The sequence below is a fragment of the Imhoffiella purpurea genome (assembly GCF_000585215.1).
Lineage (GTDB): Bacteria > Pseudomonadota > Gammaproteobacteria > Chromatiales > Chromatiaceae > Imhoffiella > Imhoffiella purpurea.
The window spans coordinates 17,450-41,487 of the sequence record NZ_AONC01000014.1 but is presented as its reverse complement, the minus strand read 5'-3'; the positions used below and the strand labels follow the sequence as shown (position 1 = coordinate 41,487).

At 64.6% G+C, this 24,038-nt stretch carries 12 protein-coding genes; 6 read left to right on the top strand and 6 right to left on the bottom strand.

Features of this window, described 5'->3' with window-relative positions:
• Window positions 1–90: 90 nt before the first annotated feature.
• Together D779_RS05155 and D779_RS05150 are read right to left on the bottom strand one after the other, a co-directional pair.
• The gene (locus tag D779_RS05155; RefSeq protein WP_232424070.1) at window positions 91–1,263 is read right to left on the bottom strand and encodes an ATP-binding response regulator; all 1,173 of its coding nucleotides are present in this window, start codon (window positions 1,261–1,263) and stop codon (window positions 91–93) included.
• A gap of 87 nt (window positions 1,264–1,350) precedes the next feature.
• The gene (locus D779_RS05150; protein ID WP_081763334.1) at window positions 1,351–4,701 is read right to left on the bottom strand and encodes a hybrid sensor histidine kinase/response regulator; all 3,351 of its coding nucleotides are present in this window, start codon (window positions 4,699–4,701) and stop codon (window positions 1,351–1,353) included.
• A gap of 216 nt (window positions 4,702–4,917) precedes the next feature.
• Here D779_RS05150 and D779_RS05145 point away from each other — a divergent pair, with 216 nt between their 5' ends.
• Together D779_RS05145 and D779_RS05140 are read left to right on the top strand one after the other, a co-directional pair.
• Window positions 4,918–6,351 carry an NfeD family protein gene (locus D779_RS05145; protein ID WP_043750468.1) on the top strand — a complete coding sequence of 478 codons (1,434 nt, stop codon included), beginning with the start codon at window positions 4,918–4,920 and terminating at the stop codon, window positions 6,349–6,351.
• 13 nt (window positions 6,352–6,364) lie between these two features.
• Complete coding sequence (locus tag D779_RS05140) at window positions 6,365–7,123, top strand: slipin family protein (protein ID WP_043750465.1); 759 nt, start codon at window positions 6,365–6,367, stop codon at window positions 7,121–7,123.
• A gap of 15 nt (window positions 7,124–7,138) precedes the next feature.
• Here the strand turns inward: D779_RS05140 and D779_RS05135 are convergent, their stop codons facing one another.
• Window positions 7,139–7,981: an MBL fold metallo-hydrolase gene (locus D779_RS05135; protein ID WP_043750462.1), complete on the bottom strand. Its 843-nt coding sequence runs from the start codon at window positions 7,979–7,981 to the stop codon at window positions 7,139–7,141.
• Between the two features lie 671 nt (window positions 7,982–8,652).
• Here D779_RS05135 and D779_RS20945 point away from each other — a divergent pair.
• Window positions 8,653–9,753, top strand: a complete 1,101-nt coding sequence (locus D779_RS20945) for a histidine kinase (protein ID WP_052347851.1) — start codon at window positions 8,653–8,655, stop codon at window positions 9,751–9,753.
• A gap of 16 nt (window positions 9,754–9,769) precedes the next feature.
• On the opposite strand, the gene D779_RS20940 is transcribed toward D779_RS20945, so the two are convergent.
• Window positions 9,770–13,780, bottom strand: coding sequence for a PAS domain S-box protein (locus D779_RS20940; RefSeq protein ID WP_198295667.1), 4,011 nt, complete (start codon window positions 13,778–13,780; stop codon window positions 9,770–9,772).
• 110 nt (window positions 13,781–13,890) lie between these two features.
• Window positions 13,891–14,430, bottom strand: coding sequence for a chemotaxis protein CheD (locus D779_RS05120; protein ID WP_232424069.1), 540 nt, complete (start codon window positions 14,428–14,430; stop codon window positions 13,891–13,893).
• Between the two features lie 438 nt (window positions 14,431–14,868).
• Here D779_RS05120 and D779_RS22090 point away from each other — a divergent pair, with 438 nt between their 5' ends.
• Genes D779_RS22090 through D779_RS05105 form a run of 3 tightly spaced genes read left to right on the top strand, consistent with a single transcriptional unit; the run spans window position 14,869 to window position 20,358 of the window.
• Window positions 14,869–15,726 carry a transporter substrate-binding domain-containing protein gene (locus D779_RS22090; RefSeq protein WP_043750460.1) on the top strand — a complete coding sequence of 286 codons (858 nt, stop codon included), beginning with the start codon at window positions 14,869–14,871 and terminating at the stop codon, window positions 15,724–15,726.
• Window positions 15,719–18,862, top strand: a complete 3,144-nt coding sequence (locus tag D779_RS20935) for a PAS domain S-box protein (protein ID WP_052347848.1) — start codon at window positions 15,719–15,721, stop codon at window positions 18,860–18,862. The genes D779_RS22090 and D779_RS20935 overlap by 8 nt, the downstream gene beginning before the upstream one ends.
• Complete coding sequence (locus D779_RS05105; RefSeq protein ID WP_198295666.1) at window positions 18,859–20,358, top strand: sensor histidine kinase; 1,500 nt, start codon at window positions 18,859–18,861, stop codon at window positions 20,356–20,358. Before D779_RS20935 ends, D779_RS05105 begins: the two co-directional genes overlap by 4 nt.
• Before the next feature lie 39 nt (window positions 20,359–20,397).
• On the opposite strand, the gene D779_RS20930 is transcribed toward D779_RS05105, so the two are convergent.
• Window positions 20,398–24,030 (bottom strand): response regulator, encoded by a 3,633-nt coding sequence (locus tag D779_RS20930; protein ID WP_081763330.1) that lies wholly within the window; start codon window positions 24,028–24,030, stop codon window positions 20,398–20,400.
• Between the last annotated feature and the right edge of the window lie 8 nt (window positions 24,031–24,038).

Genomic DNA, 24,038 nt, shown 5'->3' with positions numbered 1-24,038 from the left:
CCCAGGATCGTCCCGGCGTGGAGTGGTGAAACCGGTCGGCCATATATTCACCAATCGTGCTCGACCGCCAGCCCTATCTCGTTTCCCAGGCTATTGCTGGCGTATCAACCGAACCCTGAACCAGAACTCGCTGCCGATACCCGGCACGCTCTCGCAGCCGACATCGCCGCCGAGCAGTTCGGCGATCTTCTTGACCGTGACCAGACCGAGACCGGATCCGTCGAAGCGCCGAGTCGAGGAGTTGTCGGCCTGCTCGAAGAGGCAGAAGAGACGCGGCTTGACCTCGGGGTCGAACCCGATCCCCGTGTCCTTGACCGTGAAGCGGACCAGGGCACCCTCCTCGTCCGTCTCGTCCACGTGGACGGAAACCTCGACCCGGCCCTCTTCGGTGAACTTGATGGCATTGTCCAGATAGCAGCGCAAGGCCGAGCTGACGAGCGAGGCATCCCCATACAGCTCCTCTGGCATGGGGGGGATCCGGGCCTCGATCCGAAGCCCCTTGAGCCTGGAGGACTCCGAGAAGCCTTCGACGCACTCCAGCGCCAGGGCGCCGATATCGACGGGATGGCGATGCACCGGCATCCGCTCCGAATCCAGCTGGGTCACCTTGAGCACCGCGTCGATCATGGCGGTCAGACGGTTGGCCGCCGCCTGCGCCTTGAAACTCCAGTCGCCGACCTTATCCGCGCTGGGAGACCTCTGTATCAGTTGCAGCAGGCCCGTGATCTGATGCATGGGCGTGAGCATTTCGTGCGACATATTGGTCAGGAAATGGCTCTTGGCCCGATTCGCCACCTCGACCTGCTCCTTGGCGAGCTGAAGATCTCGGGTCCGTTCCTCGACCTTGCGCTCGAGCGAGTCGTTGAGCTGCTGCAAGGCACCCTCCTGCTCCTTCAGGGCCAGTTGCAGGGCCACCCGTGACTCCAGCACGTCCAGGTTCACGGGTTTGTGGATGAAGTCGACCGCACCGCTGCGCAATGCCTCGGTCTCGCTCGCCGAGCTGTGCTCGGCGGTGACGAAGATCACGGGTATTCCCCGGGTCGCCGGATCCTCCTTCAGCGCCGACAGAACCTCGTAGCCGTCCATGACCGGCATCTTGACGTCGAGCAGTATCAGCGAAGGCATCTGCTCATGCGCGATCGCGATCGCCTCCCGTCCCGAGGTGGCCGCCAGAACCTCGTACTGCCGCATCAGCCGCTTGCCCAGTACCAGGATGTTTTCCGGCGCATCATCGACGATGAGAATCCTGTTCAATCCATTCACCTCGCTCGACTCGAAGGAATAGTGCCCCGAATCACCGGCCGGCGGCCGAGGCCGGAATCGGAGCCGAGTCGAATGCCCATGCGTGAGTCAGTCGGCCAGGGATCGACGCAGATCGGCCAGGAGCGGGAGGGCCTGATCGAATTTCAGACCGGCTACGGCCGCCGCCAGCCGCGAGAATCCTTCCTCGGAAAGCATAGACCTCAGTCCGGGGGAGAGCTCATCGAATGTCCCCACGGCAGCCAACCGACGACCGCTCAGCGCCGCCATCAAGGCGTCCAATTCCTCGCCGGTCGGACGCCGGGCCTCCCGATGCGTCGCACTATCCGGCCCCTCGTCATCGATATGAGGCTGAACGCACGCTTTCAAGTCGTTCATGGAGCGCGCAAGCGTCGCCGCAAGCTCGGTACCATCCGCCGCCGACGCCCCTCTGAGCGCCGATTCGTACTCCTTGGCCAAGGCATGAATGCCTTCCGCCCCGATCAATCCGGCACTGCCGGCCAGTTTGTGCAGCCGATCGGCCAATAGCGCGCGCCCGCCATTTTCTTCCGGGGGCATCGAGGGCCCGCCGAGATCCTGGAACTCCATGAAGAAGCGACGGCATGCCGATACGAACAGCGGCCAGTCCCCAGCCATACGATTCTCGACCTCGGGCATGTTCAGGCCGGGGATGTCCGGCCAGTCGTGCCCATCCTCCCGGATCTCGTCGGATGGTGCCAGCGGCAAGGGCGCCGCGCGAGCGATCCCGATATGACGGCGCAATGCCCGCACCATCCGATCGGGTTCGAACGGCTTGGTGATGTAGTCGTTCATTCCGGCATCGAGCGCCTGCTGCCGTTCGCTCGAGAGCGCCCCGGCCGTCAGCGCGATGATCGGCAGCCGTTCGAGCCGCTGGATCCGGCGGATCTCCTTCACCGCGGCAATCCCGTCCATCACGGGCATCTGGACGTCCATCAGCACCGCGTCGACCCGGTGCTCGGGGTCGGACAGCCACTCCACGGACTCCAAACCGTTCACGCAGACCCGAACCCGGGCGCCCTTGCGCTCGAGGACGCGTTGAACGACATCGACATTGAGCGCGTTGTCTTCCACGAGCAAGAGCTCTATCCCGGCCAGCCATTGGATGTCGGAGGAGCCATAGAAGGATCCCTCCAATACGCGATCGCTGGAGCCGCAGCGGCCAGCGACCGCCGCGTTGACCTGATTGAACAGCTCCGAACGATTCACCGGTTTGCGCAGGATCGCGTCGGGCAATTCGGCCAAGGGCGCGGAGCTCAACAGCTCGAGCTCCTGGACGGTGACCATGATGGCGACCGGAACCCGGCTCGGGTCGAGCTGGCGATGCAGTCTATCCAAGGCGCTCAGACCGTCGAGCCCGGGCATCTTCCAATCCACCAGGAGACAATCGACCGGTCTCGCGGAGGCGTCGCGCCTCAGAACCTCGTCCACCAGGGCGAGACCATCCGCGACGGCCTCGGCACGCCAGCCGAACGAGCGCGCCATGCGTACCAATGCCAGACGCTGGCTCTCGTCGTCATCCGCGATGAGGATCTCGAGACCTTCCAGGCAGGAATCCTGCGTGTCGACCTGCCGTTCGTCCGCGATCCTCACCGGAAGCTCGATGCGGAATCGGCTGCCGCGCCCCTCCTCGCTCGCCAGGCACACCGAGCCCCCCATCAGCTCGATCAGCTGATGCACGATGGCCAGCCCGAGACCGCTTCCACCGAAACGACGCGAGGTCGAGTCGTCGGCCTGGACGAAGGGTTCGAACAGATGATTCTGCCGTTCCCGCGGAATGCCGATGCCGGTGTCCGTCACCTCGAGGCAGAGCAGACACTCGGTATCGTCCTGTCTCAGGGCATGCAGGCTCAGCTCGACCTTGCCGGCGGCCGTGAATTTCACCGCATTGTTGAGCAGGTTGAGCAGCACCTGACGCAGTCGGGTCGAATCCCCCAGGACGACCCGCGGGATGTCGTCGCCGATCACCAGATCCAAACACAGCCCCTTCCGTCCGGCCGGCTCGGAGACGATGCCGATGGTCTCGCGACAGAGCCGGCTCACGCTGAATGGAATGCATTCGATGGCGATCTCTCCCGCCTCGATCTTGGAGAGATCGAGTATGTCGTCGACGATCCCGAGCAGGGCCCGGCCGGCCGCCTGGATCTTGACGACGAACTGGCGCTGTTCGCTATCGATGGTCCCGAGCTCGAGCAGATGGCTCAGGCCCAGCACCACGTTCAGCGGGGTGCGGATCTCGTGACTCATGTTGGCCAGGAACCGGGATTTGGCCGCGTTGGCCATCTCCGCCGCCTGGCGGGCCTGCTCGAGCGATCGTGTCAGGGCCATCTGAAGCTCGGATTGGCGCTGCAAGGAGAGGGTCCGCGAATAGAGCCAGGCGATGATGGCGATCAACAGATAGGCGATGGCATGGATGAGGATGAAATACGACCAGGCATCCCTGACGAGATGCTCCATCACCTGATCGACCGGATAGGTCGCTCGCAAGATCACGCCCCGATCCGGTCCCAGACTGGGAATCCGGCGCTCGGAATAGAGAAACACCTCATGGGTCTTGCGGTCGCGAATCAGGGTGCCGGTCGCGAATCCGGGCGGCAACCTCGCCCGCTCCAGGAGCCGGAAATCGCTCGACCAGTCGGATGAACGCGCCGGGGCATATTCATGCTGAAACGCCTTGCCGTCCGGATGGAGCAGATAGCGTCCCTGGGCATCCGTCAGATAGTAGCCGGCCGCCCCGCTGTTCGATCCCAGCCGATCCATGATCCAGCCGAGGTCGTAATTGGCGACCACCACTCCGAAGATCCTGCCTCGCTCGTCGGCGACGGGTATCGAGACGCGAATCGTGGGTCGCGGCGGTTCCTCGATCCGCCCGTGCTCCTGATTCAGGTTGATCTCGGAGACCAGGATACTGCCTGGATCATGCGCGATCGCCTCGCGAACATAGGGACGGTCGCCCTTGCGCTGCAAGGCCGATGGCGGCGTCACGAACGTGACGCCATTCTTGCGCTCGACCCGGATCAGCTCCATCCCTCCGTCCTCGACACCGACGAGACGTGCCTGGAAGACCCTGGGCTCCGCGTTCAGGAAACCGAGATAGATATGTTCCAGCCGCCCCTTCCAGATCTCGAAGGTCTCGCCGTTGACGGGATCGACCCCTCCGTGGAGCAGGACGCGACCGATTCCCGGAATGGGAGGAACCGTCGAGAGAAACCGGGTCATGCGCTTCAGGTGCCCGATCGCCTGATCGAATTCCTCGGCCTTGAAGGTGAGTTGGGTCTCGTGTTCCAGCTCGAAGACCTTGTAGAAGCCCTTCCCGGCTTGATGCAGGGAGTAGAGATAGACGCCGAGCGAGAACAGCATCGCGACGAGAAAGGCCAGCAAGGCCTGCAGGCGGGTGTTCGCCAACCGGATAGCTTCCACCATGGCCTCGAGCCTCCAGAGGGATGGACGTCGTTCTCGGCAAATGCCGCACCTTCGGGGGCGCAGTGACCGCCCTCCTCGAACGATCCAAGCCTAGACCCTTCGACCGGGGAACGCAGCCGCCTTTCGGTTGGGATCGTCTAAGCTCATGGAATCGGGGCCGCCATTCCCGAAGGCCCGATCGCAGGACGAACATCGCCGGCCCGGAGGATCGACTCTGTGAAGACGCGCATCGGATTCTCGCCCCTTCTCCCGCTGCTCTGGGCCGCGGCCCTCGTCCTGGGCGCGATCGGCGCCGCGGCGGACGGCGCGCCCGACTCCCTCGCGCGCAAGGCCCTGGTGCTCGAGGTTCGAGGCGTCATCGGGCCGGCCATGGCCAGCTATGTCGCGGATTCGATCGCCGAGGCGCAGACGCGAGACGCCGAGCTGGTGATCCTTCGGATGGACACGCCGGGCGGGCTCGATCCATCGATGCGCTCCATCATCCAGTCGATCGCCGCCTCGTCCGTTCCTGTGGTCGGGTATGTCGCCCCAACGGGCGCGCGCGCCGCGAGCGCCGGGACCTACATCCTCTATGCCTGCCAGATCGCCGCCATGGCGCCGGGAACGAACCTGGGCGCCGCGACACCGGTACGACTCGGGGGACTGCCCACGCCGAAACCGGCCTCGGAACCGGAGAACGAAGAAGGGGCGCGAGACGGAACCCAGGATGCCGGCTCCGCATCCAGTCCCGAGCCGAGCGACGCCAAGGAACGCAAGCTGATCAACGACGCGGCCGCCTATATCCGCGCGCTGGCGAGCCTGCATGGACGCAATGCCGACTGGGCCGAGCGCGCCGTGCGCGAGGGTGCCAGCCTCTCGGCCGAGGAGGCGCTCGAGGCGCATGTGATCGACCTCATGGCCCCCAGCCTGGAAACACTGCTGCGCGCGATCGACGGCCGCGCGGTTCGGCTCGGAGAGACCCGGGTCGTGCTCGACACCTCGGATCTCGAACCGATCGAGCGTCGGCCAGACTGGAAGACCCGGCTGCTCGCCGTGATCGGACATCCCAACGTGGCCTATATCCTGATGCTGGTCGGCATCTACGGACTCATCTACGAATTCTCCAACCCGGGCGCCGTACTTCCCGGGACCCTCGGGACGCTGAGCCTGCTGCTGGCCCTCTATGCCTTTCAGGTGCTGCCGATCAACTATGCGGGGGTAGGACTCATCATCCTGGGCTTGGCCCTGATGGCGATGGAGCTGATCACGCCCAGCTTCGGCGCACTGGGGCTCGGAGGAATCGCCGCCTTCATCCTCGGCTCATTGATCCTGATCGATTCTGACGCACCGGCCCTCGGGATCTCGCTTCCGCTCGTCCTGGGACTCGCGCTCTTCAGCGCGCTCGTCATTTTCCTGGCCTTGGGCCTGGCATTGCGCGCGCACCGCAGACCGGTCACGACCGGCGCGGAGGAACTGGCCGGCGCCCAGGGCGAAGTCGTAGGAGGATTCCCCGGATCCGGCAGCGTTCGCCTGCACGGCGAGATCTGGAGCGCCAGCAGCGATCGGCCGATCGTGCCCGGCACCCGGATACGCGTGGTCCGCCGTGACGGACTCAGGCTGACGGTCGAGCCGATCCACACATCGCCCACCAAGGCATCGAAGCCGTCGTAACGGAGAGAATCCCATGCTGCTCAATCTCTTGGCGACCCCGCTGATCCTATTGCTGGCGCTGCTCGTCGCGTCCGTCAAGATCCTGCGCGAATACACCCGGGGCGTGGTCTTCACGCTCGGCCGCTTCAGCGGGGTCAAGGGTCCCGGCCTCATCTTCGTGATCCCCGGGATCCAGAGCATGGTGAAGGTCGACCTGCGGGTCCAGGTGATGGACGTGCCGAGCCAGGACGTCATCTCGCGCGACAACGTCTCGGTCAAGGTCAACGCCGTGGTCTACTTCCGGGTCATCGATCCGGAGAAGGCGATCATCCAGGTCGAGGAATACCGGGTCGCGACCAGCCAGCTGGCCCAGACCACGCTCCGCTCGGTCCTCGGACAGCACGAGCTCGACGAGATGCTCGCCGAGCGCGACAAGCTCAACGACGACGTCCGCCGCATCCTCGACGCCCAGACCGACGCCTGGGGCATCAAGGTGGCCAACGTCGAGATCAAGCACGTCGACCTCGACGAGTCCATGATCCGCGCCATCGCCCGCCAGGCCGAGGCCGAGCGCGCCCGCCGCGCCAAGGTGATCCACGCCGAGGGCGAACAGCAGGCGGCCGAGAAGCTGATGCAGGCGGCCGGCATCCTCGCCCGGCAGCCGCAGGCACTGCAGCTGAGATTTCTCGAGACATTGACCGCCGTCGCCGGGGATCGCACCTCGACCATCGTCTTCCCGCTGCCGATCGACCTGCTGGAGCCCTTGCTCAAGGCGCGGGAAACCAAGGATTGAGGGCTGAAGAAACGGTCAGCCGCCAGCGGCCGATTCGGGGAAGCTGTGCACCGTCCCTGCCGGCGATTCTCTGAACTGGGAGGGGAAGCGCTGACGCAGCTGGCAGATGGCGGCCAGTCCGGTGCAATGATTGGGGGCCAGATAGGCGACGCCCAGCTCCGCGAGCGCGTCCGCGGTGAAGTGCAGCCGGTCTTGATCGGCGCGCAGCAGATGCATGCCGCCCAGGACCGCGTGCAGCGGTCGAGACGGCAGCAGGTGCCGAATCCAGTCCAGGGTGTTCACCAGCCCGGAATGCCCGCAGCCGAGCAGGACCACCAGACCCTCGACGGTATCCGCGACCAGCGCCTGATCGTCCGGCAGCCAGTCGGTCCGAGTGCATTCGGGATCGCTGTAGAAGGGTCCGCCCGTGTCCTCGATGTCGTGTCGGCGCGGGATCTCCCCGGTGAGCAGAAGACCTGGGGCGATCCCGACCGGCTCGCGGCTGGCGACGAGACGTCGGCACAGCGGCCTCAGCGTCTCCTCCGCGACCGGCGATCCGATCTCGCGTCCGTTGCGGTTGTACTTGGGCGCCAATGCCTCGGGGTGCAGATAGAGGTCGACGGCCCCGGTCATGTCGAGCGCGTCCAGCAGACCGCCGCTGTGATCGTAATGGCCGTGGCTGAGGACGATGGAGTCGACCCTATCGAGCGCGAGACCCAGACGCTCGACATTGTGCCTCAGCACCATGCCCTGCCCGGTATCGAAGAGCAGGCGGCGGTCGTCGGCCTCGACCAGAAAGGCCGCGCCGTGCTCGCCGAGAAGCCCGGGCGCCCCGGCGGCGTTCTCCACGATCTGGGTGATCCTCAGCTGTCGAATCATGGGGCTGGACCTCGATGCATGCGCCGAAGACGGCTCGGCGGGATAGTCGGGCGACCATCATAGCCGATCCGGCCCGAACCGAGCCCTCACCAGGCGATCAATATGTGACCAGTTCATGATGGCTGGTTGACTGACAGTCGCTTATCGATCCATTTCACAGCTTATCCACAGATCCACTCACCTCGACTGGGGAAAACGACGATTCCGCCGGGGTTGGCTTGCATCCACAGCACCTTAAACACGAGTCACATAAGACGTACGTCAAATGTGGGTCGCACCCAGGGAAAGCCGAACCATCCTCCCGGCTCAGTCGGGGGCGATCAACGCAGCGTTGCGATATCTCTCTTGCCGCGCGGCCGCGGGCGCGGTAAAAAAGGCCCCCTGAGGAGCACGCAGATCCTCGAGCCATCGTCAACATTCGACTGGACGGAACCAATATCTGACATCGCGGATCCTTTCCAGATCAAACGCCTTCGTCGATTTCCACTCATGGCATGATGCCAAGCTCGCGATCTTCTGCGTCTTGTGGGACAGGATTCCCTGGCAGTAGACAACCGAGAAGGAGCTTGACGATGAACCGCCTGGCATATGCGTTTGACCGGACGTCATCATCCACGGAACCAAATCGCAATGACCCTGCCCCATGGCAGGTTCTCGTCGTCGACGACGAAATGGACGTCCACCAGGCGACCGCGCTGGCACTGCGCGGCCTCGAGGTGGAGGCTCGCCCGATCCAGCTGCTCCATGCCCATTCGGCCAGCGAAGCCTACGAGCTCCTGACCCGGAATCGCGATATCGCCGCCGTCCTGCTCGACGTCGTCATGGAATCGGACCAGGCCGGACTCTTCCTGGTCAGAAGGATTCGCGAGGAACTCGGGGACGACGCCATCCGCATCATTCTGAGAACCGGCCAGTCCGGCATGGTGCCCCAGATCGACACCATCCGCGCCTACGATATCAACGACTACAAGACCAAATCGGAACTGACGCGAACCGCCCTCTTCGCCTGTCTCTCGGCGGCCATCCGCTCCTACAGGCAGATCCGCGAGCTCAAGGACGCCAAGCGGGATCTGGAAGAGCAAGGATTGGAGCTGATCCGCTCGCGCACCAAGCTGCGTGCCCTGACGGACCATCGCGAGAGGGTCCGCGAAGAGGAGCGCAAGCACATCGCCCGAGAGCTGCACGACAACATGGGACAGTATCTGACGGCGCTGCGCATCGAGACCAGCATGCTGGAGATGCTGTTTCCGGAGCCCAACCCCGAGGTTTTCAAGCGTTTGCACACGATGCGCGAGCTGATCGATCAAACGATCATGGACACGCGCCGGATGGTTTCGAACCTGAGACCGGCGGCCTTGGACCTGGGGCTCGTCTCCGCGGCCGAATGGCTGATCTCCGATTTCCAGTCCCGCACCGGAATCCGCTGCGGTCTCCAGACTCCCCGGGAGGGAGAGCTGGATCTGGATCAGGAGCTGGCGACGACACTCTTCCGCATCCTTCAGGAATCGCTGACGAACGTGTCCCGCTATGCCGACGCCAAGCATGTGGACATCCGCATCACCCGGTCCAGCGGCCTGCTCCAGCTGGAGGTCCGCGACGATGGGTGCGGATTCGATCCCGCCGCCGTCAGGGAGAAAACGACCTTCGGCCTCATGGGGATCCGCGAGCGGGTGCTCATCTACGGCGGGAGCGCGCGCATCGAGAGCGCGCTCGGCCAGGGTACGCGCTTATGGATCACGCTGCCGCTGATCGAACTGGAGAAATCGCCATGATCGGTCTGTCCACCAGCTATTCGCCAGACCCGCTCTCGCTCTCCCCTTGCGAACGCTCGGGGGCGCGACATGGCAGATCGAGCCTGAAAACCGCCCCGCGCCCGTCTTCGGAATCGCCCACCTCGATGGTTCCGCCGAGCACACCCGTGACCAGGTTGTAGACGATATAGAGTCCGAGCCCGCTCCCGCCCTGGCCCAGCCGGGTGGTGAAGAAGGGGTCGAAGATGCGCGAGCGTTTCTCGGCCGGAATGCCCAGACCATCGTCCCTGTAGATCAATCGGACGGACCCCGGATCCAGGGCGCGCGCACCGATCCGGATATGACCGGATTCGATGCCCTCGAATCCGTGCGTCAGAGAATTGCCGATCAGATTGGTGAGGATCTGCTCCAATGGTCCGGGATAGCTGTCCAGGGTCAGATCGGCGGGGATATCGAGCTCGATACCATGCTCGCATCGTTTCAGGGTCGGGCGCATGGTCGCCAGCGTTTCCTCGACCGTCTGCCGGAGACTGAAGACACGACGGCGCACGCTGGTCTGGTCCACGGCCACCTCCTTGAAATGGGTGACGAGCTCGGCGGCGCGGACCGTATTGCGGTCGAGCAGACGCACCGCCTCCAGCCCGCTCTCGAGAAAATCCAGCAGCTGGGCGCGACGCAGCTCGCCCCTCTCCAGCACATCGCCCAATTCCCTGAGAGAGTCCTCGAGGGTGCTCGAGAGCATGCGTGCGTTTCCAAGCGGCGTATTGAGCTCGTGGGCAACGCCGGCGACCAGGTTGCCGAGCGCGGCCAGCTTCTCGGACTGGACCAATTGGCCCATGACGCGCCGCAAGGCATCCGTCCGCTCCACCACCAGTTCCTCGAGATGTTCGCGGTGCCGCTGCAGTTCGCGTTCGGTCCGCTTGCGCTCGCTGATGTCCATACTCAGCTCGACGATGCCGCGAACCACATCGCGATCCCTGATCGGCGCGAGTACGTTCCTAAAAAAGCGCGCATCCTCGTCCCCGTCCAGCACGAGCTCCTCGTCGACGACCTCCCCGGCCAGGACGCGCCGCTGCCGCGTCTCCCAGCCCTCCCCATAGACCCGTCGGACCCGGCTCGTCTCGGGCGAGTCACCGACGACATCGCCCCAGCGTGCCTTGGAGGAGGAGTTCTGCAAAACGTAGCGGCCGTCGAGATCCATGATGAAGAAATCGAACGGGATGCTTTCGACCGCGGCGCTCAAGCGCGCCTCGCTCTCGCGCAGGGCCTTCTGCGTGCGTTTCTGCTCGGTCATGTCATGGACCAGAGACAGGAGTGCGGATTCCCCGCCGAGCTGGATGATCTCCGCCGACCAGAGGATGTCCCGGGAGGCGCCGCTCCGCGAATGGATGACCGTTTCCGCATCCAGAAAGGAATCGCCTTCCTTGAGCCGTTCGATCATGTCGTCTCGAAACGCCCGATCCCCCCAGATACCGATATCGAGCGTGGTTCGGCCCAGAACCTCCTCGCGTTCGGCACCGATGAGATGCAGGTAGCGCTCGTTGGCGTCGATGATTCGGCCTTCATCGATCGTGGAGATCATGATGGCCGCGGGGTTGGAGCGGAAGGCCTTGGCGAAGCGCTCCTCGCTCTGGCGCAGTGCCTCCTCGGCGCGCTTGCGCTCGGTGATGTCGCGGACATTGGCGAGGATCGCCCGCCGATCGCCGAACTGGATGGATCTGAGCATCACCTCGACCGGGAAGCAGAAGCCGTCCTTGGGCCGCATGGCCGTCAGATCCACATGCAGGGACTCGCCCTCCAAGACCTTCTGCCAATAACCGAACACGACGCTCTCGACATGCTGCGGCCCCCACATATCCTGAATCCGATAGTCCAGGGCCTCCTCCTGCTCCAGGCCGTACATCTCGAGCATGGCCCGATTCACCGAGAGGATTTGACCCTTGGCGTCATGGACGATGATGGCGTCCGTGGCATTGTCGAAGACGGCTCGATAGCGGCTCTCGCTTTCCCCCAGGGTTCGCGTCTGCTCCAGCAGCGCCTGCTTCGCCTCCAGGCGCTGTATGGTGTGAGCGATGATCTCGGCCAGCAGACGCAGGAAGCGGAGGTCGTGCTCGAACCAGGAACGCTCGCCCGTCAGCGAATCGAGCCCGACGAATCCCCTCAGTGTCGATCCCCACATCACGGGGATGCAGATCAAGGAATGCGGACCGGACTCGAGCAGCCCCGGCTTGAACCTGAGCCCATAGTCCGAATTCTCGGCCCTGGCGATGACGATCTCGCCCTGACGCAGACGCGCATAGAAGGGCTCGTAGTCGGCCGCCCGCAACGCCTGCAGGTCTGAGATCTGGGGTTGGATACCAGGTGCGCACCACTCGTGGTTATTGACCGCGACAAGACCATCCGCGCTCAGGGAGAAGAAGAAACAGCGCTCCGCGCACATCAGCCGTCCGAGTCGCTCCAGCATGGCGTCGAAGCGGATATCGAGATCCTCCCACCCCGACTTGATCATCCAGCCCGAGATGTCGGCAAGCGCCTGCTCGGACTCCAGATGATAGCGAAGCCTGGCCTCGGCGGCCTTGCGCTGGGTGATATCCAGGTGATAGACCACGGCGTGGCTGATCTCTCCCGCCGCATTGCGCAGTGGAAAGATGGTCGAATCCAGTTCCAGTGTGGTGGGTGGCTGGGTATGAAGGGGATATCGGCTCTGGAAGCGCAGCGTCTCGCCGTTGCGAAAGACGCGCTCGACCTGTTCCAGCTGGCCATCCGCGCGCATGCGTTCGTCCTCGAACAGGTTGTATCGATGGAATGCCTCCGATGCGTCCTCGCGGCCGAAGAGCGCTATACCAGCCTGATTGGCGCGGACGATTCGGCCCCATGTGTCGAAGATGAGGATGGGTATCGGGCTCTGGACGATGATGCTGTCCAGAAATGCCTCGGACGCCTTGAGCGCTTCATCCGCCTCCTTGCGGTCGCTGATGTCGCGAGCGAAAGCGAATTTGTGGAGATGGCCATCGAGCTCGATCGGATTGGCGACGACCTCGACCGGGAAGGACGTCCCGTCCTTGCGCCGGTGCCGGGTCTCGAATCGCAGGGCACCTTTCACCCGCACCGCCCGTTCGATCTCGGCCAGCTGCTCGGAGGTGATGTAGGGGTCGAACCTATCGACGCGCTCCCCGAGCAACTCTTCACGGGTGTAGCCGAGCGACCGGCAGGCCTCCTCGTTGATATAGACCAGACGCCCCTCGGAATCGAACTGATACACACCGACGACGGCCCGATCGACGGCGCGCAGAGTCAGCGCGTGCGCATGCTCGGCTCGTTTCTCCTCGGTGATATCGATGTGGGTGCCCAGCATGCGCAGCGGCCGGCCCAGACCGTCCCTGCTGACCACGCGAGCGACCGAACGGATCCAGATCGATCGTCCCTCGGCGGCCAAGAATCTAAAATCGGCCCGAATCCGTTCGCGCGTGCCGGAGACGCATTCGTCGAACAAGCCGAGGGCCGCCTCCCGGTCATCGGGATGCAGCCATTGCTGCCAGACATCGGTGCCCACGGCCAGATCCGGAATCTCTCGACCGAGCATGGCCGGGTGAGCCTCGCTGAGAATCGCGATGCCGGTAACCAAATCGAGCTCGAACAGGGCCTGATTCGAGACCTCGAGGGCCAGGGCCAAATGCGCCTCGCTCTCGCTCAGAGTCCGTTCGGTGCGCCGCGGCTCTCCACGCGGACGAATCAAGACCAGGCCGTGTTCCGGACAACCCGAGTCGACCAGTTGGAGCTGGATCTCGGCCTCGACCCTGTCACCGTCGTGGCAGTAAAAGGACGAGGCGAAGCGCATGCGTCGCAACTGGCGCAGACGGGCCCACAGCTCCAGCCACCGATCGCGGGGAAATTCATGGTCGAGGTCCCAAACCCATAGGTCGCGCAGTTCCTCTCGCGTGTAGCCGAGCGACTTGCAGGCGGCCTCGTCGGCATCGAGGAATTGGCCATCTGGCTGGACCCAGAGCAGGAGCATATCCGTACCATGGGATTCGGCAGCTGTGCTCACGCTTGACTCCATCAAGACAAGATACCCGGAAACGGCTCTCATTCGGACGATCGCGCAATCCCGAGCCGACAGCCGTCGAGGTCGGGGCGAGCCGGCCCCCTCAGCTCGACTCAGGCCGCAAGCTGACGTTCAGGCGTCTGGGCGCTACCGAGGGGGCTGTGCTTGAGCCAGGCCAGACCAGTCGTCAGATCGAACACCAGACTGCGATGCCCCTGTCCCCCGAGATGCTCGGCCACGATGGGATGCCCGTAGCGGCGCACGAGATCGCGCCCCACCGCGATATTGCGCTCCTGGACCTGGTTCAGCATCGACCATTTCGCGCCCGGCTCGGGACAGGCGAACATCTGGCCGCCACCGAAGAGCTTGGCCTCGAGATCGCGGGGTTTCACGCCAGCCTTGGCGATCCCGGCCTCCAGCATCTCCATGGCCGAATCGGCATAGCAGCCGTTGCGCTCGACCCTCTTGGGCGAGGACGACTCGGCGATCATGAAGTGACAGAGTCCACCGATACGCAGCCTCGGATGCCAGAGCGTGATGGCGACGCAGGAGCCGAGAATGGTGCGCAGCCGCACCGGCCCGCCACCGAACCAGACGCCACAGGAATGGATGTGGATGTCTCTCATGGTCTGGGTTGTGTTCAGAAGCTGCATGACCGTGACTCCGATGCGGATTTCCTTGACCTTCAGCCTAATGCATATGGGTCGGGCGCAATATCAAGGCTCGCTGCAGATCTCTGTGAGAGCAGGCTTCATTTCGTGTCAGATTTACCTGACAGAGAGCCCGATTCACGGCCCGCATCCTCCTCGATGCGTCCGAGGTTCGACCGGAATTCCAATAGAACCCACCCGGCGCGCGGGTCTTCCAGTGTCATTGGAGCATTGCACTTACAGAACACCGACGGGCCATCTAAGATGGGTATGGAAATACCGATGGCTCGCGGGCTCCGTCAGCGCCACGGACGCCCTCGATTCTCGACCACATGGGCGCGTCAAAATGCAACCCCGGAGAAGAATCGCCTCGCTTCGGATCCTGGCCCTCGGACCGGACCGCCTTGCTGGATTGAGATGCGACCGAACCGAATGGAGACAATGCCGTTTGCACGCACCACCCTTCTCCTGATCGCGGCAGCGGTTCTGCTCGGCATGCTGCTCTGGCCGAGGTCCGGCGACGACTCGTTCGACAGGATCCTGGACGCGGACTCGATCCGCATCGGCTACGCGATCGAACCGCCCTACGCCTTCGTCGATGGCGACGGCGAGGTCATGGGCGAATCGCCCGAGGTCGCCCGGCGCATCCTGTCGCGGCTCGGCATCGAGCGGATTTCCTGGTACCAGATGCAGTTCGACGAGCTGATACCCGCCCTCCAGACGGGACGGATCGACGTCATCGCCGCCGGACTCTTCGTCACACCGGCACGTGCCGAGCGGGTGCTGTTCTCCCGCAAAACCTTTCGGGCGGCTCCGGCTCTGCTCGTCCCCGACACGAACCCCCATGGACTGGCGTCCCTCCTCGATCTGCAGCGCCATCCCGAACTGAAGATCGCCGTCCTGGAGGGTGCCGTCGAGGAGTCATTGCTGGTCGATCTGCATGTGTCCCCATCGCGCCTGATTCGGGTACCGGACGCCCGCACCGGATATGCCGCGGTCGGATCCGGACTGGCCGACGCCATGCTGCTCTCGGCGCCCAGTCTGCGCTGGTGCATCCGCCATGGAACCTGCCCTCATGCGGCCCTGATCCAGATGTCCGAGCGTTCCTCCGAGGCCCGCTGCTATGGCCGGGGCGCATTCGCCTTTCGGCGTTCGGATAGCGGTTTGGCCGAGGCATGGAACGAGGCTGCAAGAACCTATCTCGGCAGCACCGAGCATCTGGATCTGCTGTCAGGCCTCGGATTCGGCCCTGCCGAGTCCCCTGCCACCATCGACACCGAGCCCGATTGCGATGACTGACCATCCGCGAGTCCAGAAGAAGATGACGGACCCTCGGCAACGGGAACGACTCGGCATCGCGCCCTCGCTCATCCTCGCCGTCCTGCTCGCCCTGGGCGTCTGCGCGCTCCTCTTCTGGCACCATGTCGAGCATCGTTCGACGCTGCAGGAAAGCGTCGATGCACTGGACCATCTGCGCCAGGCGCAAACGGAGTTGGCGAAGGGATTTCTGCACTGGAGTCTGGCCGACGATTCCGAATCGCCCTTCGACCGTGCCGGCGGGCTGGCGCTCATGCGCCAGGCGATCGGGGATTTCGAGGATTCGCTCGAACGGCTCTACCCGGATCCCCAGCCCGAGCGCGGGCGCTTTCGTCACGACGCCCAGGCATTTGGACAGGTCCTCGATGAATGGACGCGAGCCGACGCCCCCGACACCCGTCAACTGGTCGAGCTGCGAATCCTCTATGGCGAACTCGAGCGCCAGGCCGACCGACTGGATCGAGAGGCCCGACACCGAATTCGGCTTCTGGCCATCCGCACCGACCGCAACTTCGCCCTGACCCTGGGCGGCTCGGCCCTGGCCTTCCTCTTCACCACCGCCCTGCTGATCCTGGCCCTGCGCCGACAGCGCTCGGCGCTGATCGCCCGCGAGCAGGCGCGCACGGAGCTCGACCGCAGCGAGGGACGTTTCGAGGCCACCTTCGAGCAGGCGGCGATGGGACTGGCCATGGTCAGCCCGGATGGACGCTTCCTGCGGATCAACGAACGCCTGTGCGAAATCCTCGGCTACGACCGGCGCGATCTGCTCGGCAAGACCTTCCAGGAGATCACCCATGCCGAGGACCTGGACACCGATCTCGCTCAGGTCCAGCGCCTGCTCGACGGCAAGATCGATCGATACGGCATGGAGAAACGTTATCTGCGCGGGGATGGCGGCTATCTTTGGGCCAGCCTCACCGTCTCCCTGGTGCGGCAGGCCGATGGAGAGCCGGAATATTTCATCGCCGCGATCGAGGACATGAGCGCGCGCAAATCCATGGAGGAGGCCCTGCGCGAGAGCGAGGGGCGGCTGCGCCTCTTCATCGAGCACGCCCCGTCCGCACTGGCCATGTTCGACCGCGAGATGCGCTATCTCTGCGCCAGCCGCCGCTGGCGCGACGACTTCGGGCTCGGCGAGCAGGACCTCCTGGGACGCTCCCACTACGAGATCTTTCCCGAGATACCGGAGCGCTGGAAGGCGGTCCACCGGCGCGGGATGGCGGGCGAGGTGCTGCATGCCGACGAGGACTGGTTCCGGCGGATGGACGGACGCATCCAATGGCAGCGCTGGGAGGTGCGTCCCTGGTTCGGCGCGGACGGCTCCGTGGGCGGAATCGTGACCTTCGCCGAGGATATCAGCGCCCGCAAGGAGGCCGAGATCGCGCTCAGCGACAGCCGCGAACGACTGCGGACGATCGTGCGCTCCATCCCGGATCTGGTCTGGCTCAAGGACCCCGAAGGCGTCTTCATCATCTGCAACGCCCGTTTCGAGAAGCTCTTCGGCGCCCCCGAGGAGGAGATCGTGGGCAAGACCGACTACGACTTCGTCGACCCGGAGCTGGCGGATTTCTTCCGCGCCAAGGATCTTGCCGCCATCGCCAGCGGCGGCCCCAGCATCAACGAGGAGGAGGTCACCTTCGCCAGCGACGGACACAGCGAGCTGCTGCAGGTCATCAAGACGCCGCTGTACTCCTCGGACGGCAGCCTGATCGGCGTGCTCGGCATCGCCCGCGACATCACCCGGATCATGCGCACCGAGCAAGAACTGGAGCATCACCGCCATCATCTGGAGGAAATGGTCGAGGAACGCACCCGGGAGCTGATCCAGGCCCGTGCCGAGGCCGAGCGTCTGGCCAGCGTCAAAAGCGAATTCCTGGCCAACATGAGCCACGAGATCCGTACCCCGATGAACGCGGTGCTCGGTCTGGCCTATCTGCTGGAGCGCCAGACGCTCCCGGAGGAGGCACGGGAATTCGCCCGCAAGATCCAGCACTCGGGACGAATCCTGCTCGGCATCATCAACGACATCCTGGATTTCTCGAGGATCGAATCGGGACGCATCGAGATCGAGCATGCGCCATTCCGTCTGAGCGAGGTCCTGGACACGCTCGCCACACTCATGACCAGCAGCGCGGAGAGCAAGCACATCGATCTGGCCATCCGCCCTCCGGATGGGCTGGACCCCGTTCTGCTCGGGGACCCATTGCGGCTCGGGCAGATTCTGATCAACCTGACCGGCAACGCCATCAAGTTCACCGAGGAGGGCAGGGTCGAGGTGCGAATCGAGCCTCTCGAACACACGCCGACACGGATCGGTCTGCGGTTCTCGGTCCGGGACACGGGAATTGGTATCGACGCCCAGACCCAAACACGTCTGTTCCAGGCATTCACCCAGGCGGACGCCTCCACGACACGACGCTTCGGCGGCTCTGGACTGGGACTCGCCATCTGTCGCCGTCTGACCGAACTGATGGGATCGTCCCTGGAACTCGACAGCGCGCCGGGGAAAGGCAGTACCTTCTGGCTGGATCTGACCTTCGATCTCGCCGAGCCGGAATCGGAACCTCGCCCGAGCGAGGGGCCGAAACGGCCTCCGGATCCCGAGCGGATCGAGGCTCCGAGCCCCCTCGACCGCGCGGTGTCGGAGGAGGCAAGGGAGGACCGGCAGCCGCCACGGCTTGCCGGTCTGCGGCTGCTGGTCGTCGACGATTGCGAGATCAACCGCGAGGTCGCCCACCAGATCTTCGCCGACGAAGGCGCGGAGGTGCATCTGCTCGCCGACGGACACGAGGCGGTCGACTGGCTCACGGCACACCCGGACGCCGTCGACATGGTGCTGATGGACGTGCACATGCCCCTGATGGACGGACTCACGGCGACCCGCCTCATCCGCAGGCGTCCGAGCCTCCTCCGGATCCCCATCGTCGCCCTGACCGCGGACGCATTGAGCCCGCAGAAGAACGCCGCGCTGGATGCAGGCATGGATGCATTCCTGTCCAAGCCCTTCGATATACCCGAGACGATCGAGCTGATTCGGCGCCTGACCGGATCGGCGCCGGATCCCGAGACTCATGGCATGGATCAGCGGGATCCAAGCAAGGAGCATCGACAAGCGTGACACCATCGACACCCCCAGAACCGGACGATCCGGGCGAAACGCTCGCCGCATTGCAGCCTCATGTCCAGGAGGCCGTCCTCGGGATCCCGGATCTCTATTTCCTGACCGACGCCGCGGGAACCCTGCTCGACTACCGGGCCCGGGTCGAGACGTCGCTCTACGTGCCTCCACTGGTCTTTCTCGGCAAAAGGGTCGCCGACATACTGCCAGCGGACATCGCGAATCGCTTCCAGATGCACCTGGAGTCGGCGCTGACCTCGGACGACCCCATCTTCTTCGAATACGCCTTGCCCTTCGCGGACGGCGAACGCCACTTCGAGGCGCATCTGCGCCGCCTCGGCGAGGGCCGGGGGTGCGTCACCATCGTCCGCGACATCACCGAGCGGGTCGAGACCACGCGCGAGCTGGAGGCGTACCGTCAGCATCTCGAAGAGATGGTCGCCTCGCGCACCGCCGAGCTGGAGGCGGCCAAGACGGCGGCCGAGAGCGCCAACCGGGCCAAGAGCGCATTCCTGTCGAACATGAGCCACGAGATCCGCACGCCCATGAACTCGATCCTGGGGTTCACGCACCTCATCGGACAGGATCCGCTCAATCCCCGTCAGACCGCCCAGCTGGACAGGCTGACCGGCTCGGCCCAGCACCTGCTGCGGATCATCGACGACATCCTCGACCTCGCCAAGATCGAGGCGGACAAGCTCCCCCTTGCAATCGCGGACTTCGAGCCGGCACGCGTCATCGACCATGTCGCCGACCGGGTATCGGGTTCCTTGGCCGCCAAGGGTCTGGACCTGGTGATCGGCCTGGATCGGGTCCCGTCGGTGCTGCGCGGCGATGGCGTCAAACTCGGACAGATCCTGCTCAATCTGGTGGGCAACGCGATCAAGTTCACCCAACGGGGCGAGATAACGATGCTCGGATCGGTCGCCGAGCTCGACGCGGATCCCCTGACGCTGAGGCTCGAAGTGCGGGATACCGGCATCGGCATGAGCGAACACCAGCTATCCTCGCTCTTTCGGCCCTTCGAGCAGGCGGACGCGACTTCCACCCGCCGCTATGGAGGAACCGGACTGGGGCTGACCATCAGCAAGCGGCTCACCGAGCTCATGGGCGGGCGGATCGGTGTCGAGAGCCGACCCGGAGGAGGCAGCCGTTTCTGGGTCGAGATCCCCTTCGCCCCCTCCAGCCAGGACCCGAACCCGCTGGGCATCGACGGCCAGACAGAATCCGTGGAGATCCCGACGCGATTGCAGGAATCCCCGTGCGCCCGCTCCGGCCAGGTGGCGGAAACACCGGAGTGGGAAAGGGTGAGCGCGATCATGGCGCGACTCGAGAGACTCCTCATGGCCAACGACACCGCCGCCAACGACCTCTTTACCGAATCCGCCTCACTGCTGATCGCGGCGCTCGGCGATGACGGCCGGCGCATCGGCCAGCAGATCCAAGATTACGACTACTCGCGCGCGCTCGAATCGCTACTGGAGGTCTGGAAGTAGAGGCTTCGCCGGCCAGGCCCGTTCGCCTGGTGCCCGAAGCTAGAGCAGATCCCGTTGCAGGTCATCGAGCTGGCACAGCGCCTCGTCGAAATCGTAATCATCGATCGCGCGGGAAAGGCGCCCCAGGGCCTGGGAGCAATCGGCCCCGGACAGCATGGGCTTGAGCGACGCTAGATGATCGACTGCATCCGTGTCGTTCTCCTCGAGCAATTGCCGCAGCCGATCGAGAACGGATGCGAGCCCGTCCCGATGCGTTTCCATGCCATTGCCCTCCCATGTCTCGTTCGCCGACAGCTCGGTCAATGCCGGACCGTACCGGTCCAGCCCGGCGATCACCCGATCGAGCGCCTCGAGCGCGTCGGCGAGCGCCGCGCCGATCGCCGCCTCGCCATCCCCGCGCTCGCAGACCGACTCCAGGGACTGGGCCGCCTGTTGCAGATGGGTGGCGCCGATGTTCGCCGCCAGTCCTTTCAGGGAGTGGGCGCAACGCCTGCTGGCATGCGGATCCGCGTCGCTGCGGGATGCCGCGAACTGCGCCGCAAAATCGCGCTGCATCTCCTGGAAGCGAAGAAGCAGCTTGCGGTAGAGCCTGACGTTCTGCTGCACCACGGCCAGCCCGGCGGCTCTGTCGATTCCGGGCAGGTCTGGGATCTCCTCGATACCCAGGGGCTCGGCCCGCGCGCCCTCGGTGCCGACCGGCCCTGTCGCCGAGGCGTCCGCGCACGACGGCCGGATCCATTTGGCCATGGTGGTGAACATCTCGCGCACGTCGATGGGCTTGCCGATATGGTCGTTCATGCCGGCATTCAACGCCCGCTCCCGATCGCCCTTCATGACGTTCGCGGTCATGGCGATCACCGGAAGCCTCTCATACCCCAGCGCCCGGATCTCGCGGGTCGCCATATAACCGTCCATGATCGGCATTTGGCAGTCCATGAGAACGCCATCGTAAGGTGGCTGGTGCTCGATCATGGCCAACGCCTCCTGTCCGTTCCCCGCGACCTCGACTTGGATGCCATGCTCGGCCAGCAGGTCGATCGCCAGCTCCTGGTTGATTTCGTTGTCCTCCACCAGAAGCACCCTGGCCCCGCGCAGCCGCTCGACGGCCTCCATGGTCTCCTCCTGGCGTCCGGTGGCACGCGCCCTTTGCGCGTTCTCGTGACCGAGAGCCAGCATGATGGCGTCCAGCAGGGTCGATGGGGTGACCGGCTTGGTCAGGAAGCCGGACACCCGCAGTCCCTCGGATGCCTGCTGCGCCTTCTCCCGCCCGTAGGCCGTCACCATGATCACGGTGGGCGGATGCAGAATGGCCCGATTGTCCTGAAGCGCCCGAACGGTCGCGATCCCGTCCATCCCGTCCATGCGCCAGTCGAGCAGCAGCAGATCGTAGGGCGACGGCCCTTCGGCCCTTTCCAGCAGCGGGATCGCAGCCTCTCCCGCAGACGCCTGCTCGACCTGAAAGCCCATCGTCCGGAGCATCTCTCCCAGGATCTGCCGCGACGTGGCGTTGTCGTCGACCACCAGGATCCGCATCGGAAGCAGATCGCGCGCCGCCTGGGTCGGCGCCGGCTGCTCCTCGTCGGCGCGTTTGCCGAAGCGGGCGGTGAGTCGAAAGGTGCTGCCCCGACCGAGGTTGCTCTCGACCTGGAGCTCCCCGCCCATCATCTCGGTCAAGATCTTGGAAATCACCAGCCCCAGACCCGTACCCCCGTACTCGCGGGTAGTGGACATATCGGCCTGGGTGAAGGGACGAAAGAGCAGCGCCAGCTGCTCCTCCGACATGCCGATCCCGCTGTCCCGCACCCAGAATCCGAACAGCGCCTCGGTCTCCGAGCCTTCGAGCAGTTCGGCACCGACCACGATCTCGCCGCCGGGCTCGGTGAATTTCACGGCATTGTTGCCGAGATTGACCAGGATCTGGCCAAGACGCAGCGGATCCCCGATCAGGGCGGTCGGCACCTCGGGATCCAGGTCGAACATCAGCTCGACGCCCTTCTCCTCCGCCTTGAGCCCGACGATGTTGGCGAGATGGTCCATGACGTCCTCGAGCCTGAAGTCGATCCGCTCCAGATCGAGCCGTCCGGCCTCGATCTTGGAGAAGTCGAGGATGTCGTTGATGATGCCGAGCAGGGACTCGGCCGAGCGATGGACCTTCTCGATGTAGTTGCGCTGCTTGAGATCCAGATCGGTCTGCAGGGCGAGGTGCGACATGCCGATGATGGCGTTCATCGGGGTGCGGATCTCGTGGCTCATGTTGGCGAGAAAGGCGCTCTTGGCGCGATCGGCCGCCTCGGCGTTGTCCCTGGCCTGGACCAGTTCGGTCTCGGCCTCCTTGCGTCGGGTGATGTCCTCGACGAAGGAGATGAACCACTCCTGTCCCATGGCGTGATGCAGATAGACGGTGATGGCCGCGGGATAGGACGAGCCGTCCTTGCGCCGATTGCGGGTCTCGAGACGCACGCTGCCCGCTCCATCACGCAGGTCGGCGGCGATCTGACGTAGCACTGACGTTTCGAGCTCCGGTGTGATATCGCCGATCTCCAGCTCGAGCAATGCGCCGCCGGCATAGCCGAGCTGACGACAGAGCTCGGCGTTGGCGAAGAGGAATCGCCCGGTCTCGGCGCTGTTCCAGCAAATGCCGATCCCGGCCCGATCCATCGCCGTCTCCGTGTGGGCGAGACGATCGTTGGTCCGCTGCAAGGCAGCCGTGCGCTCGGCGACCCGCGATTCGAGCTCTCGCCGATAGCGGTCGAGCTCGGCCTCGGCCTCGGCGTACTCCCGCGTGCGCGAGGCCACGGCGCGCCTCAGCGAGAAGACCCAGATCCCGAGCAGCGCGAGCGCGACCCCCAGCAGCGCGGTCGCCTGGACGGCATAGTAGCTGTAGCGCCGGTAATCGGCGGGCGTGTCCAGCCACTTGAGTCTCAATGCCTCGAGTTCCGCCTCGGAGATGGCCGCCATGCCCTTCGCCACCAGACGCAGCGTGGCCGCGTCGCCCTTGCGCACGGCCCGGTGGAACTGTCCCCGATAGAACTCGAACGCCTTCACCAGCCGCCGATGCGCGTCCAGGCGGTACAGATAGTAGTTGGCCGGATACTCGTCGAGGCAGAAGACCTTGATGTCCTGGGACAGGGCCGCCTGGATCAGCTGCGTATAGTCGTCGTAGCGGGCCAGGGTGTCGATGCCCTCGTCCTGGAGCCGTTCGATGCAGGCGTCCCCCTTCATGACGCCCACCCGAAATCCCTTCAGCGACTGAGAATCGACGACGCCCCCGATCGAGACGTCCCTGTAGATGGCGACCGGCAAGGTGGCGTAGGGCTCGGAGAAATCGTAGAGCGGACGGCGCTGGGGGGTCTCGAAGATGTTCTCGATCACGTCGGCGTCGCCGCGCAATAGGACGCGCTGGGCCTCTTCCCACTTGATCGCCTTCAGCTCGACCTGGATCCCGGTCTTGCGCTCCCAGAGCCGCCACAGGTCGACGATGAAACCGGTGGGCTTTCCGTTCGCGTCGAGAAAGAGATAGGGGGGATAGTTCTCGTCCCCGACGACGCGCAGGATGCGATCCTCGTCCTGCGCCGCCGGATTCGGGGAAAAAGCGGTCAGCAGGACGCCGATCAGGGCATGGACCAGGATGCGAGGCAATCGTCCGTGATCCGGTCCTGGGTCTGGTTTCATTGCTGGCC

What these genes read in the sequence shown, in the direction of transcription:
- D779_RS05150 (WP_081763334.1), bottom strand. Translation starts at nt 4,701, where the DNA reads ATGGTGGAAGCTATCCGGTTGGCGAACACCCGCCTGCAGGCCTTGCTG.
- D779_RS05140 (WP_043750465.1), top strand. Translation starts at nt 6,365, where the DNA reads ATGCTGCTCAATCTCTTGGCGACCCCGCTGATCCTATTGCTGGCGCTG.
- D779_RS05135 (WP_043750462.1), bottom strand. Translation starts at nt 7,981, where the DNA reads ATGATTCGACAGCTGAGGATCACCCAGATCGTGGAGAACGCCGCCGGG.
- D779_RS20945 (WP_052347851.1), top strand. Translation starts at nt 8,653, where the DNA reads ATGGACGTCCACCAGGCGACCGCGCTGGCACTGCGCGGCCTCGAGGTG.
- D779_RS05120 (WP_232424069.1), bottom strand. Translation starts at nt 14,430, where the DNA reads ATGCAGCTTCTGAACACAACCCAGACCATGAGAGACATCCACATCCAT.
- D779_RS22090 (WP_043750460.1), top strand. Translation starts at nt 14,869, where the DNA reads ATGCCGTTTGCACGCACCACCCTTCTCCTGATCGCGGCAGCGGTTCTG.
- D779_RS20935 (WP_052347848.1), top strand. Translation starts at nt 15,719, where the DNA reads ATGACTGACCATCCGCGAGTCCAGAAGAAGATGACGGACCCTCGGCAA.
- D779_RS20930 (WP_081763330.1), bottom strand. Translation starts at nt 24,030, where the DNA reads ATGAAACCAGACCCAGGACCGGATCACGGACGATTGCCTCGCATCCTG.